This window comes from Mangrovimonas sp. sgz306409 (assembly GCF_059735265.1).
In genome coordinates this window covers 191,791-211,687 of the sequence record NZ_JCAPEU010000003.1, presented here as the reverse complement: position 1 = coordinate 211,687, position 19,897 = coordinate 191,791, and the positions used below count along the sequence as shown (strand labels likewise).

The following is a 19,897-nucleotide window of genomic DNA, read 5'->3' as shown; positions in this document are numbered from 1 at the left end:
CACCAAGCACTTCTGGTTGTTTCACCTTTTTTAGAATGTGATACAATTGTGATACTTTTTCGAAAATTCTTCGCTAACTTGCTTGAAAAGAATCCATTTCATGACCAATATATTAGTGATCGAAGACGACAGGCACATTGCCGAATTGATAGCTATCAACCTAGAGGACGATCAAACCAAAGTACGTTGTTGTTACCATGGCAGTGAAGGTTATATTGAAGCTACGCAAACCGATTACGATTTGATTATTCTGGATTTAATGCTGCCTGGAAAAAAAGGCATGGACATTTGTAGGGATTTAAGGGCGAGTAAAATTCACACACCAATCATGATGTTGACCAGCAAAAGTGATGAAATTGACAAAATTTTAGGTTTGGAAACTGGCGCAGACGATTATATTACCAAACCGTTTAGTGTGAGGGAAGTTCAAGCCCGCGTGAAAGCAATTTTAAGACGTTCCACATTTGATAATCACGAGAATGAAGGCCAAAAATTGCCCGATATCAAGATTAAAAACCTATTGATCAACCAGGAACTACGAAAAGTAGAATTCAACAACGAACGCTTGAGTCTTACCCCAAAGGAATATGAACTGCTCTCACTTTTGGCCAATCACCCAGGTAAAACCTTTAGCCGTGCCCAACTGTTGCACCGTATTTGGGGGTATGAATTTGAAGGCTATGAGCACACCGTCAACTCACACATTAACAGGTTAAGAGCAAAATTGGAAAAGGATCCCAGTCAACCAGAATTTATCCTGACCACTTGGGGCGTTGGGTACAGATTTCCTGAAGATTAAAAATCATGAAAACAAGCAACACCTTATTTTACAAAATTGCGGCAGTTTTAACCCTCCTTTTTTTGGGCTTGGCCTTTTTGATAAGTAATTCCTCTGTAAAGCTTTCGGAAGATTATCATGATGAAATCACCCAAGGACTCAATAAGGATGTGTCCAAATACATTGTAGAAGAAGTGCAAGGCCTATTTGATGGTGACTCGGTAGTAGAATCAAAAATGGGAGATTTAATGCACCACGTAATGGCTACCAATCCTGCCACGGAGGTCTATCTTTTAGACCTAAAAGGTAACATCCTCAAACATGTAGCCATGAACAAGGAGGTGAAAGCAACTTCAATAGATTTAGATCCCGTAAGGGAATTTATTTCCAAAGACGGTCAAATCTATATTAAAGGTGATGACCCTAAAACCATCGGTGGCAAAAAGATATTTTCTGCTGCTCCCTATACTCACCAAGGACAAACCGTTGGTTACATTTACACTATTGTTGGAGGTAACGATTATGACGCGCTCATCAAAGAACACGAAGCTAGTTACATCCGTAAACTCAGTGTCCGAAATATGTTGTATGCTCTTTTAGCTGCCTTGGTCATTTCTTTATTGACCATTTATTTGCTTACGCGGAATTTCAACAAGATCACCTCAACGTTTCGGGAATTTAAGGCCGGAAATCACGATGCGCGGGTTAAAGGCGTTAAACAAGGTGAAATGGGGCTTTTGGCCAATACCTTTAACGATATGGCCGATACCATCGCCTCCAATATTGAAGAACTTCAAAGCGTAGACAATCTTAGAAAAGAATTGATTGCCAATATTTCCCACGACCTTAGAACACCCATTGCGTCCATTAGAGGCTTTGTGGAAACCCTAATGATTAAAGGTGATGAACTGACTGAAGCACAAAAAGAGCGCTATATGGAAATTGTGCTCAAAAATTCTGACAAGCTCAAAAAATTGGTCGATGATTTATTTGAACTGAGCAAATTGGAAGCAGAACAACGAACGCTAGATTATGAACCCGTACAAATGGCAGAAATCATCCAAGATATTGCCGACAAATACCGCATCATTGCCCAGAAAAAGGGCGTTAGTATCAATACGGTTTATTCAAAAGATTTGCCTTTGGTGTATGCCGATATCGCCTTAATTGACAGAGCGCTTCAAAATATTATCGACAATGCTATCAACCATTGCGAACAAGGTGATGTGGTGACTTTGGAATTGTCTAGAAATGAAGACGAGCTCAAAGTAAGCATTTCCGATACTGGAAGTGGTATTTCTAATGAAGAATTGCCTCATATTTTTGAACGTTACAGAAAAGGGAAATTTCTAACTGATTCCAAAAAAGGAAGCGGACTTGGCCTTGCCATTGTAAAGCGCATTATGGATTTACATCAAGTGTCCATACACGTTAAAAGCGTACTTAATCAAGGTACAGAGTTTTTCTTTAGCCTTCCCATAAAAAGGCTATCAACGGTGTAAATCAAATTTCAAAAGCAGTCTTCCATTCACAGAAATACCACCTTTACTGAGTTGATAACCCTTCTAAAAATCCAGTAATATCAAGGGAATTGGTTATCTTTACCTTTTATTAAGGTCACTTAGACCTTAACCCTTAAAAATTTTAGAAGACACCATTCCATATGACATCTAAATTATATCTAATCGCCTTTTTAGGCTTAGCCATAAGCTTCACTTCCTGTGAAAAACAAACTGCAGAACCACAGACCTCCAACATGAAATTATGGTACAAGGACCCCGCCAAGGCTTCGGTAACCGACGATCCAAATGGATGGAACGACGATGCTGAATGGCTTAAAGGTCTGCCTATGGGAAATGGTGCTTTTGGAGCTGTTGTGTTTGGCGATGTACACAAGGAACGTATTCAGTTGAACGAAGAAAGTATGTGGTCTGGAAGTGAAAACGACAATAATAATCCAGACGCTTTTCCGGCCCTTGGAAAAATCCGAGAGCTTTTATACGAAGGCAAATACAAAGAGGCCACAGAACTCACCAACGCCACCCAAATCTGTAAAGGCGTGGGATCTGGGTATGGTAGCGGGGCCAATGTTCCTTTTGGCTGCTTCCAAACCTTGGGTGATTTATGGATTGATTTTGAAAACAAACAACCTTACGAAAATTACCATAGAGAATTGGATCTTGAAGATGCGGTTTCCAGAATTCAATATACCCAAGATGATGTCAACTACAAACGAGAAGTTTTTGTGAGTCATCCAGACCAATTGATGGTCATCAAATTAACAGCAGACCAACCAGGAAAACTGTCCTTCAGTACTAGTATGAGTAGACCTGAACACTCTCAAATCCACACTGAAAATGATCAATTGATCATGGAAGGTACTATGACGGACGGTAAAGAAGGTGAAGGACTGAACTATATGGTACGCCTTTCTGCAGTCAATAAAAGTGGAGACCTTAGTTTTACAGATAACGAACTTGTGGTTAAAAATGCTGATGAAGTTATCTTATTGCTAACCGCTTCTACGGACTATGTGTTGGACTATCCAAAATACAAAGGACGCCCTTATAAAGACCTTACCCAAACACACCTTCAAAAAGGAAAGCAAACGTCTTATGAAAATCTTTTAAAAAGGCATATAACAGATTACCAACAATACTACAAAAGAGTCGATTTAAGTTTGACTTCCAACCTAAGGGATACCATTCCAACAGATGTAAGGCTTCAAAACTTTAAAACCTCAACAACCGATTTGCATTTAGTAGAATTGTTGTTTCAATATGGGCGCTACCTATTGATTTCGTCCTCTAGACCAGGAACCCTTCCAGCCAATTTACAAGGCATTTGGGCCAACAAAGTTCAAACCCCTTGGAATGGCGATTACCATACGGATGTAAATGTGCAAATGAACTATTGGCCAGCCGAAACCACCAATCTGGGTGAAATGCACTTACCTCTTTTCGACTTAACAAAAACACTGCAAACTCCGGGGTCAGAAACTGCCAAAATTCATTATAATTCTGATGGTTGGGTGGTGCACCCCATCACCAATGTTTGGGGCTACACTTCTCCTGGAGAAGGTGCCAGTTGGGGGATGCACGTTACAGGCGGTGCTTGGCTGACCTCCCATATTATGGAACATTATTACTTCACTTTGGACAAAGCTTTTTTGGAAGACACCTACCCTATTTTAAAGGCTTCTACCCAATTTTATATGGATTGGTTGGTTGAAGACAAACTTACAGGCGACTTGGTATCTGGTCCATCGGTATCACCAGAGAACACCTTTATTGCTCCAGATGGCAGCAAGTGTCAGATTTCTATGGGACCGTCTCACGACCAGCAGGTGATTTGGCAACTCTTTAAAAACTTCATAGACGCTTCCAATGCCTTGAAAATAGACAATGAATTTGTACAGCAGGTAACAGCTGCCCAAGAGCGTTTGGCAAAACCTAAAATAGGGGCAGATGGCCGATTGATGGAATGGAATGAAGCTTTTGAGGAAGTAGAGCAAGGGCACCGCCATATCTCCCACTTATTTGGTTTGCACCCAGGCTATCAAATAGATGTTGATGAAACCCCTGAATTGGCTGCAGCAGCCAAGAAATCTATGGATTTTAGAATTGCCAATGGTGGTGGCCATACCGGTTGGAGTGCCGCTTGGCTGATTAATCAATATGCCAGATTGGGGGAAGCTGAAAATGCCCTTCACGGATTGGAAATGGTATTGCAAAAAAGCACCAATCCTAACCTATTCACTTCGCATCCACCATTTCAAATAGATGCCAATTTTGGAACCACAGCTGGTATTGCTGAAATGTTGTTGCAAAGTCAATCTGGAAGCATTCGTTTGTTACCTGCCCTACCAAAATCTTGGGCCAATGGAAGCTACAAAGGACTTTGTGCCCGTGGTGGCTTTGTAGTAGATGTCACTTGGGCAGCAGGTATTCCCGTTGATATAAAAGTATTTTCTAAAGAAGGAGGTGAATGTACCTTGGAATTTAAAGGACAAAAAATCACTTTAGACACCGAAAAGGGAAAGGCATACTTCCCTCTAAAAGAACAGAACCCTTTTGGTGCTATTTCTAAGGAATAGCACCTCAACGGTTTTATTATTTCCAAATTCTTAAAAGGTTTATTCTACAGCGTCAAGATACACCCAATGCCCTTGTTCCTTGCAGAATCTAGAGTTTTCATGGATGACTTGTATGTTGCCATCTTCCATAAAAAAGGCTTTAAATTCTACAGTTCCGGTATCATCTGAAGCGGTTCCTTTAGTAGTGTTCAGTACTTCCAACTTTATCCAATCTACTGACTTTGCCCATAGCTGAATTTCTTTCTTTTCCCGTTTTGAGGGACGCTTACTGCTATGATGGCTTTTCTGCAAATAATCGATGTCAGCCAGAACAAAGGCACTGAATCTAGAACGCATTAAAGCTTCTGCAGTAGTCACCGACAGAATGTTATCATGCGCCTTTTGGCAGCATTCACTGTATAATTTGGAAGGGTTGCACGGACATTGCATATCAATGATTAATTAACGAGTTCTTTTTTATCTTTAATTCTAAAGCAATGTTCTTCCCCCAAATACAGAGGGTTTCCATGCTTTTCAGACCAAAATCCATCCAAAACATCGGCAGAAATACAACGGTAAACCGCAACGCCTTTATAGGTATTTCCGTCTTCACCTTTGTACTTAAAGTTAAGCACCAAGATTTGATCCTTGAAAAACCCAGTACCCGTTTGCACCTGTTCTCCATTAATCAACCAATTGGCCACTATTCTATTGTTGGCATCCAATTCCAAAGTCAAAACGCCTTTATAGGAATGTTCGGTATCATCCTGATTCTTTCCCAATAGGCTAAAATTGCCCACAATATCCTCAACCGTCATCAAAATGTATTCTGTTTTATGTTTAGAGACTAATCTTCCCACCCGCAAAGTGTTCTTTTTAACTCCTTAGCTTCTGCCAAGGATACCTTGTAAATATCCGTAGAGCAGTTGGACAGGCCTCGACAAGATTTATTGTAATGATATTTTTTACTGTAATTGCCTTTGCAAATATACACATTAGTCTCTGCAATGGTGAAGGAACTCAACAGGCATACCGCAACACCTAAAAGAGCTGTGTGCTTTAATAATTTCATGGTTGGTTTGAGGTTTTAAAAGTGAAAATAGTTTTAGAATTAATCCGGAATGTTTAACAATAGGCCCGCACTAAAAAAGAGCTGCAGGCTACTTAGGTTGTTCATATAAGACATATCGAAATGAACAGGCCCCAAAAACGAGGCATACGAAAGGGTAAGACCTGTTGAAAACATAATTCCGGGATCATCAGAATTAATCCATTTGTCTTGCTCCTTAAAGGCATGCTTCATATAATCCTTAAAGCTTCCAAATCCCACATAGGCCCAATTGGCATAAGGTGTTACATAGACTTTTCTAACTGGGCTCCATTGACATCCCAAATTAAATTTGGTGAATTGCGTCACCACTAATTCGGCATGATCAATCCCTTGAAATTTGTAGGTGTCCCGCCTAGGCTTATCCAAGTTGCCTCCTAAAAAGAATTTCCCAGAATGTCCATGATCCAGAAAAGAAACGTCATCATCATCGGGTGCGTCCAAAAACATATAGCCTGCATCAGCTCCAACAATTACCGAGGTACTTGGACTTAAGGGAATGCGCCTTTCATATTCAAAACTAACTTTTGTAAAGCCATCGGTACTTCCTTGGGCATCATATTCAAATTGCTCCACATACGACACATTTACATCATGTACCAACGACCTCCCAATTCTTGTAATTATTCTTGTCCCTCGTTTTGGAAAAAAGACCTGATGGAAACTGTTATAGGAAAAGTGGGCGCTCAATTCGAAATTATTAAAACTGTAGCGTCTTATGTCGTAGGCATTGTTGTTGATTTCCGGATCTGTTTTAGGCTTGATTTTGGAATACTCATAGCTCAAATCCAACCCGATATAACTTTTAAAGGGATTCAAATTTCTATTGAATTGGGTATTGACCCTATTGTATTTATTTATCAGTTCATCCCCTCTTACACCATTTCCATAATAATGCTGATTGATACGCTCTCCAAAAATTTCTGTACGCGACCACCAGTTTTTAAGTTTCCCAAAATTGGTTTGATACTGCACCCGAAATCTTGGTTGTTCTGCAATATCCAATCCTATCAACACTCGTGAAGCGTTCCCTAAAATGTTTCGTCCCGTGTAATTGGCAATGAGCCCTACTCCATGATTGGTATCATAATGTAAGGCGCCACTAAGTTGGTGCTGACTCTTTTCTGAAACCACCAAATTTAAAATGGTAGCACCTTGCTTGTCCTCCAAATAATAATTGATTTGAAAGAAAAGTTCCGTACCCATGGCTCTATCTATCGCCTGTACAATTTCTTGGGTCGTGTAGCTTTTATTGGCCTCCAATAATGTTCTGGCCTTAACCAAATTTAAATTAGGTTCACTTATATTTTGATAAACAATCCTATCGATATGAATAGTATCCGAAACCTTTGGCAATTTATGTTCCCGCTGCGGAAATTGTTTTAAACTATCAGCCAAAGTAACCAAAGCAGATACACTGAGATCCCTTGCCACCTTTCCTTCTTCATAAATAATTCCACTTTTCTCGAAATCTTGAGTGGAATAGCTCAAATTTTGGGTATGGTCTAACAAAATATCGCATTGCGCCCTACTGTCTTCATTTTTAAGATTACTAGTAAGCATGGAGGTTTGAAACAAAATAGTAGCCATATTATTGAGTTTTTCCATAGGCTGCAAGCCTCCCCCAACATCACTACCTATGACTATATCTGCCCCCATTTCTTTGGCGACATCTACTGGAAAATTGTCCACAACCCCGCCATCCACCAAAAGCGTTCCCCTATAAGGCACAGGTGCAAACACACTTGGAATGGACATACTTGCCCTAACAGCTACCCCCAACTGCCCATCTTTTAGAACGACCTTTTGACCGTTCACCAAATCGGTAGCAATGGCTCGAAAGGGAATTGTCAGTTCATCAAAATTCTCAATATTGTAAACCGGGTGCATTAACAGACTAAAAAACTCCCTAAGGTTTTGATCCCTTAAAATAGAAGGTTTTATTTGAGGTTTGCCGTCAACTACATCCAAACTCAACAAATACCGTTGGAATTCACTCTTTTCTTCCACCCCAACATCTTTAAGCGAAACAGTTCCTCCCAACAAATCATTCCACTTGGCTGTTTGAGCCAATTTTGCAATACTATCTCCAGAATATCCTATGGCATAAAGACCTCCTACCACACTCCCCATACTGGTACCAACAATTAAATCTGGTACAATCCCCAAACTATCCAAAGTTTGTATTAATGGGATATGGGCAATCCCTTTAGCTCCGCCACCACTAAGTACCAAAGCCACCTTAGGTTTTTCTTGTTGAGAAGTTTCTTCTTGAGGACTTTTGTCTTGAGCCATCAAATTTGCAGGCACGACCAACAGCATAAAAAAGAAGATTCCTAAAAGGGATTTTTTATACATTTTCACTTTTGAAAACAAGATAGTTTTTAAAAAGTTACCGGCCTTCATTTGATTGTGTGTTTTCGTACAACAAGAAACAACATTTACAGATAAATTTCAGTTAAAATTAGAGATTATTTAGATTCCATTCCCCCTCCAAACCAACCACAATCAAAAAGCTGCAAATCAATCAATTACAGATTAAACTTACGAAACTAATATAAAATTCCTACCCTAAAAAACACACAAAGTAGAAAGGTGTTGTTTGTCGATTTTATTTCATAACCTACTGGTTTTAAAATACTTTTAAGTTATTCCTAATACAAGTAACAGCTTGATTAATAGCCATTGTTTCTACGATAACCAAAAGATTTTTTGAGATTGATTTTTGGTTGTTGTGGTATTGTTTGCCCCAGGTTTTCATAACCCTATTAACAACAATGTAACTATGAAATACCATTACCCAAGCGTTATCCAACTGGCTGTGCTGTTATTAATTTCAAATCTCAGCTTCCCTAAAACCAATTTATTAGATCAATACATTAGTCTTAATGATGTTTCTATCATTATAAATACAAACCTCAACCAGGACACTTCTGAAACCTCAGCTCTATTTTTGGCAGCCGATCCATCTTGCGGAGATATTGAGGTATATTTAGACGATACTGGGAATGTATCCATTCTACCGGAAGACATTAATCCTTCCAATACTGGCGCCAATTTCGTATTAGACATTGATAGTTTTACCTGTGCGGATGTAGGCTCAACAATTCCAGTAACCATTACTGACACAAATAATTCCACAACATGTACGGCAAATGTTACTGTTATTGATAATTTACCTCCCGTTTTAGCTAACCTCCCAACAGACCAACTCAATATTCCAATGGATCCTGGAGCCTGTGGAGCCTCTATCACCTTTTCAGATCCTACAGCAACAGACAATTGTGATAGCTCAGTAACGATTGTCAGAACAGATAGTACTGGACTCAACAGTGGAGATCTCTTTCCTGCAGGAAGTACAACCATAGGCTATACTGCCATTGACAGTAACGGAAATTCTGAAACTTACAGTTTTCAAGTAACGGTTGATGCCGATGGCGAAGATCCCGTTTTAGCTAATCTTCCAACAGACCAACTCAATATTCCAATGGATCTTGGAGCCTGTGGAGCCATCATCACCTTTTCAGATCCTATAGCAACAGACAATTGTGATAGCTCGGTAACGGTTGTCAGAACAGATATCACTGGACTCAACAGTGGAGATCTCTTTCCTGCAGGAAGTACAACCATAGGCTATACTGCCACTGATAGTAACGGAAATTCTGAAACTTACAGTTTTCAAGTAACGGTTGATGCCGATGACGAAGATCCCATTTTAGCTAACCTCCCAGCAGACCAACTCAACATTCCAATGGATCTTGGAGCCTGTGGAGCCACCATCACCTTTTCAGATCCTACAGTAACAGATAATTGTGATAGTTCGGTAACGGTTGTCAGAACGGATGGCACAGGACTCAACAGTGGAGATTTGTTCCCCGAAGGAGACACAACCATAAGCTATAGTGCTACTGACAGTCAAGGAAACTCTGCTATACATAGTTTTTTTGTAAGTGTTAATTCCGACAACGAAGCCCCTAACGTACAATGCCAAAACACAAGTATTGCCCTAGATCCTTCAACTGGGAATGTTTCTATCTCACCAAGTGATATTGATTTTGGCTCTGATGACAATTGTGGAATTGTAAGTTGGGATTTGAGCGTTACTTCATTTGATTGCTCCAATATAGGTGACAATACAGTCACCTTAACTGTGGAGGATGCAGTTGGTAATAGCAGTTCCTGTAGTGCGACAGTAACTGTTACAGACAACAGTACTTCAGCCTCCGTTGCCATTGCAAGTACTACGGGAACAACCCTTTGCTCCAATGAGGATATTACCTTCAATGCCACTCCCAACAATGCTGGCAATGATGTGGAATATACTTGGTACACAAATACCGGATCCGGATTTACAGTAGTTTCTGGGCCATCACCAGACTCGCAATTAACACTGAACAATCCCGTAGCAGATGGTACCCAAGTAAAAGTTGAGATTACTTCCGATAGTTTTGCCTGCCCTGTGGAAAGTAACTCCATTGCACTTACCGTAAACACTACTGTTACTCCTTCCGTAGTTATCCAAGCTACCGACAATTCCATTTGTGAGGGGGAATCGGTTACTTTTTCAAACATTGAGGGTTCTACTTTCAATATGGGGCTAAATCCTAGCTTTTCATGGCAACGTAATTCAATTGAAGTAGCAACGACTTCCACCTATACTGCAAGTGATTTGAATGATGGTGACGTAATCCAATTAGTCATAACCCCTGATCCTAGTGTGCAATGTCCAGACCCTGCCACAGCCATAAGTAACAGTATTTCAATGACGGTTAATGCCCCTCCAACAATTGGTATTAATGCTTCTGAAACTCAAATATGTCTTGGAGATCAGGTTACCCTGTCGGGAACTGGAGCTCAATCCTATTCTTGGGATCAAGGGGTAACGGACGGCGTTGCCTTTACACCCACAGCCACGCAAACCTATACAGTTACAGGAACCGATGCCAATGGCTGCCAAAATACGGCTTCCATTGAAATAATCGTCAATCCTTTATCAACCGTCACTATTACCCCTAGCAATACCACAATCTGTTCTGGAGACCTCGTAACGCTCAATGCCAGTGGAGCTGCCTCCTATTCTTGGAGCTCTGGTGTGACGGCCTCTGGAGTAAACAATGAACAAGGAGAAGTTTCTCCTACAACCACGCAAACCTATACAGTTACTGGAACAGATGCCAATGGCTGCCAAAATACAGCTACCGTAACTATTACGGTAAATGATCTGCCAACCGTCGTTGCAAATACTTCAGATCTCGAAATCTGTTCAGGAGAGGAAGTCACGTTATTTGGAAGCGGTGCAAACTCTTATACTTGGGATCAAGGTGTTTCAGACGGCGTTCCTTTTTCACCAACAGCTACCCAAACCTATGAAGTTACAGGAACTGATGTTGATGGCTGCCAAAATACAGCTTCCGTAACTATCATAGTTCATGACCTACCAACTGTCGTTGCAAATGCCTCTGACATTGAAATATGTTCAGGAGAGGAAGTCACATTATTTGGAAGTGGTGCAGATTCTTATACTTGGGATCAGGGTGTAACGAATAATGTTCCTTTTTCACCCACAACCACCCAAACCTATACGGTTACAGGAACTGATGCCAATGGCTGTCAAAATACGGCCTCTATAGAAATTACCGTAAATCCATTGCCAACTGTAACAATCAGTGCCACTGCCACCGAAATCTGTATTGGGGATTCGGTGACCCTTAATGCTAATGGGGCATCCTCATACACCTGGAGCACCGGTGTAACGCCTTTTGGAGCAAACAATGAACAGGGAGAAGTCTCCCCTACTATAACTCAATCCTTTCAAGTCACGGGAACTGATGCTAATGGATGTGAAAATACAGCAACAATTGAAATTACTGTACTTCCTGATGCAACAATGACTTTAAACTCTGGAAACAACATTCAAAATGTGTGTGTGGACAATCCAATTTCAGGTATAGACTATATTCTTGGAGGTGGTGGAACAGGAGTAAATGTTACTGGATTACCCAGTGGTCTTGATGTTACTCCCGATAGCAACAATGAAATTTTTACAATTTCAGGAACTCCCAATATATCAGGAACCTTTGATTATACCATAAATACAGAAGGATGTGGCGGCACTTCTCTTTCAGGAACCATTATTGTAGATTCTGGTATTCCTGTAGCACCAACCAATTTAGATAATATCACTGGATCTTTTACTTATTGTCCTCCTTATGTTAATGAAGTATTCAGCGTAGATGAAATTCTTGGAGTTACTTATAATTGGAGTCTTCCTTCTGGCTTTCAAATTGTTTCGGGGGCTGGAACACATGAAATAACTGTAAATGTTGCTGGGAATGCTCAAGCTGGACAAGTTTCAGTAACCGCTTCCAATTCTTGTGGAACAAGTCCAAGTATATCAGAACCTGCTTTTATAGGCTCAGGAGCCGCTGCCGATGCAGGTCCTGACCAGTACATTTGTTTAGGCACTACCCAAATAACATTAGATGGTTTTGTAAATGGGGTACGGCAAAATAAAAGCCAAGATTGGTGGTGGACCGATAATGGTTCCGGAGGCACAATACCTAATAGCAATCCCTATCAAAATAATTTACAGGGAACTTACATTCTACCGCCAGGCGTAGCCGCTGGAGATATAATCACTATTTCAATTAATACAGCAGACCCTGGCGGAGATTGTGGAGCGGCCCATGATGAAATGCAAATTTTCATTATGGACAATCCAACTGCTACTGCAAGTATTACCGCAGCAAACCCTGTTTGTGAAGGTAATAGTTCTGAAATTACCTTTTCAGCTACAGCCTCCCCCAATAAAGAGCTTATTCTTACCTATAATATCAATGGAGGTGCTGATGAAACCATCAATCTAACTACCGATAGCTCTGGAAATGCTTCTTTTGTATTAGGCACAGGAACTTTAACTACAAATGCTATTTACAATTTACTAAGCATTGCGTATGCGGAAACTCCCTCTTGTACACAACCACTTTCTGATTCATTAACCATAGCTGTAGATCTTGATGCTACCCTGAGCGCTCCTTCAAATAACAATCAAACCTTGTGCTTTGGAGATACTTTGGACGATATAGAATTTACAATTGGAGGCACCATTACCAATGTATCACTTAGTGGAAACTTGCCAATAGGAATAGACTACGATGACAGCAATCCTTCATTGTTTACAATCTCAGGAACTGCTAATGAAGCTGGAACCTTTAGCTACACAGTTGAAGCCACAGGTCCCTGCGAACTGGCTTCAGAATCAGGTACCATTACAGTCCTTAACACACCTTCAGCTTCCATAGCTATTTCAGGAGACTCCCCGATTTGTGAAGATACTAGTTCCGAAATCACTATTTCGGCCACTGCATTTCCAAATAGCGATATTGTGGCTACCTACAATATCAATGGAGTTACTCCCCAAACTTTTAACACAACAACCGATGGTTCTGGAGATGCCTCCTTTATTGTTAATACAGGTAACTTGACAGCAGATACCACCTATAATTTGGTCAGTATTGCCTATGTTGATTCACCAAACTGTGAAGAAACGCTCTCAAATTCAGCAACCATAATCGTTACTCCAAATGCAACTATCACTACACCTTCAAACATTGACCAAACTATATGTTTAGGAGATCCATTAGACCCAATAGTATTTGATGTTACGGGAGATCTTACAAATGTTGACGCTACTGGACTTCCTTCCGGATTAAGCTTAGTTTATAACAATGTTGATTCAACCTTTACTATTTCAGGAACCCCAAGCGATGCCGGTGATTTCGGATATACGGTACAGACTATTGGAAATTGTGTTCAAGCCAATACACTTGGAAGTATTACCGTTCTTGACACACCTTCTGCTTCCATAAGTATTTCAGGTGACTCCCCGATTTGTGAGAATACCAGTTCCGAAATCACAATTTCAGCCACGGCATTTCCTAACATTGATATTACAATAACATATGATATCGATACTGGTGGCGATCAAACTTTAAGTACGACAACAGATGATTCTGGGAATGCTTCTTTCACAATAGACACCGGGAATCTAACAACCGATACAACTTATAATTTGCTAAGTATTGCCTACGTTGCTTCTCCACTATGTGAAGAAACACTTTCTGGCACTGCAACCATATCAGTTACACCTAATGCAACTATCAATACCCCTTCCAATATAGACCAAACCATATGTTTGGGAGATGCTTTAGATCCTATAGAATTTACTGTTTCAGGAGACATTACGAATGTTACGGCAACCGATCTTCCTTCCGGAGCAACTCAAAATTTTGATGGAACTTCAACATTTACAATTTCGGGCATACCAAGTGTATCGGGAGATTTCAACTATACCGTAAACACGCAGGGTAGTTGCGAACCAGCCTCCATATCAGGAATTATTACCGTTAAAGAACCTCCGGTTATTACGACGCAACCTCAGAATTTAGGAGTATGTGCTAGTGAAGCAGCGAGTTTCACGGTAATTGGAGCCGGTGATGATCTTACCTTCCAATGGTACAGCGGTACAGCTCCAGGAGGCACTCCTGCCACTCCAAATTCCAATATTAGTATCACTGCCAATACAACCTCCAGCACCTTAAGTTTCGGCCAAGTAAGCATGAGCGATGCGGGATCTTACTACGTGATTGTTAGTGGTGACGGTAGTTGTGCGCCTGTAACCTCAAATGCTTTCAGCTTAAATGTGAACCAGGAAATCACTATTACCAGTGAATCTACAGATCTAGAAATTTGTGAAGGTATCGATGCTATTTTTAGCGTGGATGCTGAAGGAACTATTACAAGCTATGAATGGTACCAAGTGGGAAGTCCTGACATAGTCCTGAGTGATGGTGGAAACATATCAGGTGCAGACACCCCTGAATTAACCATTTCAAATTCAACACCTTCAGATTCAGGAAGCTATTATGTTGTAATTTCAGGACCTGGTGGGACTTGCCCAAGTATTTCGTCTTCTCCGAAAATATTGACAGTCACAGCCCTCCCCACAGCAAGCATAACCTATTCAGACAGTCCGTTTTGTAATAACATTGCAACTGAACAAGCAGTTACCTTAAGTGGGACCAATGCCTATACTGGCGGAACATATTCCGCGCCTGCCGGATTAACCATTAACGCTTCAACCGGAGCTATCACCCCTTCCTCAAGTGATCCTGACACCTATGTGGTAACATATACTGCTCCAGCTTCTGGGGGGTGTGACGAAGTTTCCACAACCACCAACGTTACAATTTCTCCATTACCAACCGCCAATATTAGTTATAACGAACCTGCATATTGTGAAACTGACTCCTCACCAATATCCGTTAATTTATCCGAAACAGATAGCAGTGGTGGTGCTTTTACTTCAAGTCCAGCTGGGCTAAGTATCGATTCTTCCACAGGTCAAATTACAGCAAATACAAGTACTGTTGGAGAATATACCATATCATATACTATTGCTGAAGCTAATGGTTGTGAAGCTGTCGTAGCCACTACCACAATCAGTATAAACCCGCTACCAGTAGCAAACTTCAATTATAGTAATTCCGAGTATTGTCAATCAGGAACTGACCCTAGCCCAGTTTTTACAGGAGGGGGAATTGCAGGTTTATTTTCGTCTTCGTCTTCGAATCTGGTTTTTGTTGATTCTGATGGAGACAACAATTCACCTACAGGCGCAATCGATCTTTCAGCGAGTCAACCAGGCACCTACACAGTCACAAACACAATTGAAGCTTCCAATGGATGTGAAGCTGTTTCCTCTGATTTCGAAATTACGATAGATCCTCCGGCAAATGGAGGAATAATTACAGGGACTGCTATTGGTCCTGATGGGACCTTAAGTTCTAGTTCTGTACTATTGGTATGTGCCGAAACTGGTGGTGATTTGGCACTCTCAGGGCATTCCGGCTCTGTAATTCTTTGGCAATATTCTGATGACAATGGTCAAAATTGGACTGATATCGATACCGACAGCACTTCCATTTCATATACCGACATCTTAGACACACGTTTATATCGCGTACTCGTAGACGCTGGTAGTTGCGGACAAACCTACTCCCAAGTAGCCGTGGTAAGTGTTGTTCCCAGCGATTTGAAACCAAGTCCAGTAACAGTATCAGACTATATCATTTGTCTTGGTGACTCCTCTCATTTTACAGCTGAAAGCAGCATCGCCAATGGCCAATTTATTACTGGAGGAAACTTTCAAACAGGGCAGTTAAATACACAAGATCCTGATAGTTGGCTTGTAGATGGCCAAACTGGAAACTGGACTGCCAATGGAGATAATACCGATCCACCACATGATTGGTCTGGGACCAACCCTCACCCTTTTGGAGGTGGAGTATTTTTAGATTCAGGAGATCCAAAATTTGCCATTGCCGATGGAGATATCAATACCCAACTAGAAACCCCTATCTTCAACACCTTTGGACTGGAAGAGGCCATTTTTGAATTTGATTATGCCTATGTGCTGCCTGATGATGCTGATTATTTTCTAGTTGAAATCTCTATTGATGGAGGGGCAACCTATTTACCAACCCCGCTATGGGAAGTAAATGGTGGTATTGGCGTAGAATCTGGAAATTATGACCCTTTTTCTGTCAATCACTTTTCTTATGATCTCTCCACCTATCCAGATATGAACCTCTTGGGGATTCCTAATTTAAGAGTCAAATTCACTTTTAATGGCAATACCGCTGAAAGTCTCGTAGCTATGGATGGGATTACCCTACCAGCACCTCCAGTTGAGGACGTCATTGTTTGGACAGACATAGGTGAAGATGTGATGTACTACACAAATGAAATAGATGTAACTCCCCCTGAACCTGGTATACACACTTATGCTGTGACCTCCTATTTGGTAAACAGTTGTGGCTACACCGTAACACCTGAAAATTCGGAATTTGTTGATATTGAAGTCTATGATAATATCATTGCTCAAGCTGGAGTTGATCAAATTTTTGACACGACAGAATGTGGGCTGACATATGCCTCTCTTAGTGCCAACGATCCGTTTCCTGGGCCGACAACCTATCATAACTCCTTAGGAGGAAACTGGACCGTCACTTCTGGCCAGACGGATGGTTTTGCTTTTTCTGACACAACAGATCGCTTTGCGACATTTACTGGAATGCCGGGAGAAACTTACACTTTGGCTTGGACAATTGATAATGTGGCCTGTGAGCCTTCTACTGATTCTATAGACATATCTTTTACTGCATGTGCTACTTTGGATTTTGATGGTATTGACGACAATGTCACATTTAGAAATCACTATGATCCGAATGCAGCCTTCTCCTTTGAAGTTTGGATAAAACCAGATGCAACCAATGGAAATATACAGACTATTTTATCCAAACGCGATGGTTCTGCCAACGGCTCAGGTTATGATTTAAGACTCGTTAATAATACCCTATCTTTTCATTGGGACAATAATTCAGTTTCCTCAAGTTATCAAATCAATACAAACAGATGGTACCATGTTGCTGTGACCTTTGATGGAGGCAACTATTTGATGTATGTAGATGGTATTGAAGTGGGTTCCAGTACTGGTAGTGCACCTTCAAATACATCTTACGAATTCCTATTGGGAGCTATGGACCAAGCCGCAGCTGAAGGCAATCCTAACCCTATTAATTTCTATGAAGGTTGGATGCAGGAATTCAGGTTTTGGGATACCTCCTTGACACCTGACCAAATTAGAATGATGATGAACCAACAAATTATAGATAATGGTGGGGCTGTGAGAGGAGCTATTGTTCCTATAGACGTTCCAGGTTTAAGTTGGAACAACCTCGTCGCTTACTATAGAATGAACCAAGCAACGGAGGTCATGAATGGATTTATTGTACCAACCGATGGCACAGGTGCCTTTAACGGTCAACTTAGAAATATTACCACTTGGCAAGAGGATACGGCACCACTTCCATATACCACTATTAACAATGGTAATTGGACAGACCTATCTCCAAGCACTCCATGGCTATATGGCAATTCTGTTTGGGACTTCCCTAATAGTATAGGGATAGACGGCAGTACTCCCATCGACTGGAACATTGTGCAAACAGGGCATAATCTTCTATCAACCGATAAGGATATTACTTTATTAGGTCTACTCTCCGATTCTGGAGAAATCACGATTGCAGATCCAGGAACACCGCAAAATGAAACTAATGACGGTCAAAGCCTTCGTATAACGCATTACTTAAAATTGAATGGTACTATTGATTTATTGGGAGAATCCCAGTTGCTTCAAGACGAAGGAAGCATATTGGATATAAGTAGTGGCGGTCATCTTTATAGGGCACAACAAGGACTTACCAACTTGTACAACTACAATTATTGGGCTTCCCCTGTGAGTATTATCAATACCTCCACCAATAATACGCCTTATACAGTAAGCGACATTATGTTTGACGGTTCCAACAACTCCAATCCTTTGGCATTGCTTTGGACGAGTTCATATGATGCCAATCCAAATACAACTCCAATAACCATTAGCCGTCGATGGGTTTGGGCCTATGAAAATTTTCCAGTGGATGATAGCCCTGGAAGTGGTAGTAGTTATGCCTCTTGGCAATACAAAACGGAAACAGGCAGCATTGATGTAGGACTATCTTATACCATGAAAGGAAGTGGTGTTGGTGGTTCTCCGTATACAGGAACCCAAAACTATGTGTTTGTTGGAAAGCCCAATAACGGCACCATACAAACGCCTATCACTTCCGGAAACCAAGCATTGGTTGGAAACCCCTATCCTTCCGCAATCAATGCTGATACCTTTATATTGGAGAATGGTCCTGGTTATGCCAATAGTATTGATGGAAACCTCTATTTTTGGGAACATTACGAATCCAATTTTACACATATATTGGAAGATTATGAAGGAGGCTATGCCATCTACAACCTTTCTGGAGGGGTCGCCGCTGTTACTCCACCTTTAATTAGCGGTAACGGAACTCCAAATAAAATTCCGGGTCAATATATTCCAGTAGCTCAGGGCTTTTTTGTAACAACAAGTGGTACTACAGGTCAAGTGACCTTTAATAACAGTCAGCGTGTTTTCCAGCGGGAAACCTCTAGTTCTGTATTCTTTAGAACAAGCAGCCCTAACAATGAATCAAACAGTAATGAAGACATTACAGACACACCAATTAAACGAATCCGCTTGGATTTTATCACTCCAGAAAACGCTATACGTCATTTACTTTTGAGTTTCTTTCCTAACAATGAGGCCTCTGATGACTTTGATTTTGCATATGATGCTCCTAATACAGATGTACATCCAAATGACATGGCCTTTTTAATTGATGAAAACAACTATATCATTCAAGGTGTGGGAGCATTCGATGAGACCAAACAATATCCTTTAGGTATTTATCTCTCTAATACAGGAACCGTTGAAATAGCTTTGACAGATTTGGAAAATTTCGAAGAGCTTATTGAAGTCTATATTTACGACTCCCTTTTGGGCACCTATACCCAAATTAATGAATTCAATTTCCAAATGACCTTAGATCCCGGAGATTATGTAGATAGATTCTATGTAACATTCCTAGACAGCAATGCATTGTCATTGGAAGAACTTAACAAGGAAAATATTATGATTAACTATTTGAATAGTTCTCATGATATCTATATAAAAACTTCCGAAAACATGAAGATTAAACAAATTTATTTAATCAATACTATTGGTCAAACAGTTAAATCGTGGAACATGACCAACATACCAAATATGAACAATGAACTACGCATTCCTGTGAGTAAAATTTCAGAAGGGAATTATCTATTGAAAGTAGTTACGGAGCAAGGCACTTACAACAAAAAACTGATCATCAATTACTAAAATACTTACAAGTCATCCCCTATTTTACACTTAATCGGTAATTTACGCCATTCGTCCAAAACCCTATCTTAGTCATTATGAACATTT

At 40.6% G+C, this 19,897-nt stretch carries 8 protein-coding genes; 4 read left to right on the top strand and 4 right to left on the bottom strand.

Annotated elements, in window-relative coordinates:
• The first annotated feature begins 100 nt into the window (after positions 1–100).
• The 3 genes from AC6I5C_RS06680 to AC6I5C_RS06670 all read left to right on the top strand — a co-directional run bounded on the left by AC6I5C_RS06680 (position 101) and on the right by AC6I5C_RS06670 (position 4,874).
• Complete coding sequence (locus tag AC6I5C_RS06680) at positions 101–799, top strand: winged helix-turn-helix domain-containing protein (protein WP_497904485.1); 699 nt, start codon at positions 101–103, stop codon at positions 797–799.
• Between the two features lie 5 nt (positions 800–804).
• Complete coding sequence (locus AC6I5C_RS06675) at positions 805–2,280, top strand: sensor histidine kinase (protein ID WP_497904484.1); 1,476 nt, start codon at positions 805–807, stop codon at positions 2,278–2,280.
• Between the two features lie 161 nt (positions 2,281–2,441).
• On the top strand, positions 2,442–4,874 hold the full coding sequence (locus AC6I5C_RS06670; protein WP_497904483.1) for a glycoside hydrolase family 95 protein: 2,433 nt from the start codon (positions 2,442–2,444) through the stop codon (positions 4,872–4,874).
• A gap of 39 nt (positions 4,875–4,913) precedes the next feature.
• On the opposite strand, the gene AC6I5C_RS06665 is transcribed toward AC6I5C_RS06670, so the two are convergent.
• Genes AC6I5C_RS06665 through AC6I5C_RS06650 form a run of 4 tightly spaced genes read right to left on the bottom strand, consistent with a single transcriptional unit; the run spans position 4,914 to position 8,367 of the window.
• Complete coding sequence (locus tag AC6I5C_RS06665; protein WP_497904482.1) at positions 4,914–5,303, bottom strand: YchJ family protein; 390 nt, start codon at positions 5,301–5,303, stop codon at positions 4,914–4,916.
• Between the two features lie 8 nt (positions 5,304–5,311).
• Entirely contained in the window at positions 5,312–5,671 is a 360-nt protein-coding gene (locus AC6I5C_RS06660; RefSeq protein ID WP_053978571.1) for a hypothetical protein, read from the bottom strand.
• Between the two features lie 29 nt (positions 5,672–5,700).
• Complete coding sequence (locus AC6I5C_RS06655) at positions 5,701–5,925, bottom strand: hypothetical protein (protein ID WP_497904481.1); 225 nt, start codon at positions 5,923–5,925, stop codon at positions 5,701–5,703.
• Between the two features lie 39 nt (positions 5,926–5,964).
• Entirely contained in the window at positions 5,965–8,367 is a 2,403-nt protein-coding gene (locus AC6I5C_RS06650) for a patatin-like phospholipase family protein (protein WP_497904480.1), read from the bottom strand.
• A 379-nt stretch (positions 8,368–8,746) separates the two neighbouring features.
• On the opposite strand from AC6I5C_RS06650, the gene AC6I5C_RS06645 reads away from it, so the two are divergent.
• Positions 8,747–19,810 (top strand): DUF8693 domain-containing protein, encoded by an 11,064-nt coding sequence (locus tag AC6I5C_RS06645; protein ID WP_497904479.1) that lies wholly within the window; start codon positions 8,747–8,749, stop codon positions 19,808–19,810.
• Positions 19,811–19,897: the final 87 nt, after the last annotated feature.

Coding starts and splice junctions, on each gene's coding strand:
- AC6I5C_RS06680 (WP_497904485.1), top strand. CDS start 101: ATGACCAATATATTAGTGATCGAAGACGACAGGCACATTGCCGAATTG.
- AC6I5C_RS06675 (WP_497904484.1), top strand. CDS start 805: ATGAAAACAAGCAACACCTTATTTTACAAAATTGCGGCAGTTTTAACC.
- AC6I5C_RS06670 (WP_497904483.1), top strand. CDS start 2,442: ATGACATCTAAATTATATCTAATCGCCTTTTTAGGCTTAGCCATAAGC.
- AC6I5C_RS06665 (WP_497904482.1), bottom strand. CDS start 5,303: ATGCAATGTCCGTGCAACCCTTCCAAATTATACAGTGAATGCTGCCAA.
- AC6I5C_RS06660 (WP_053978571.1), bottom strand. CDS start 5,671: ATGACGGTTGAGGATATTGTGGGCAATTTTAGCCTATTGGGAAAGAAT.
- AC6I5C_RS06655 (WP_497904481.1), bottom strand. CDS start 5,925: ATGAAATTATTAAAGCACACAGCTCTTTTAGGTGTTGCGGTATGCCTG.
- AC6I5C_RS06650 (WP_497904480.1), bottom strand. CDS start 8,367: ATGAAGGCCGGTAACTTTTTAAAAACTATCTTGTTTTCAAAAGTGAAA.
- AC6I5C_RS06645 (WP_497904479.1), top strand. CDS start 8,747: ATGAAATACCATTACCCAAGCGTTATCCAACTGGCTGTGCTGTTATTA.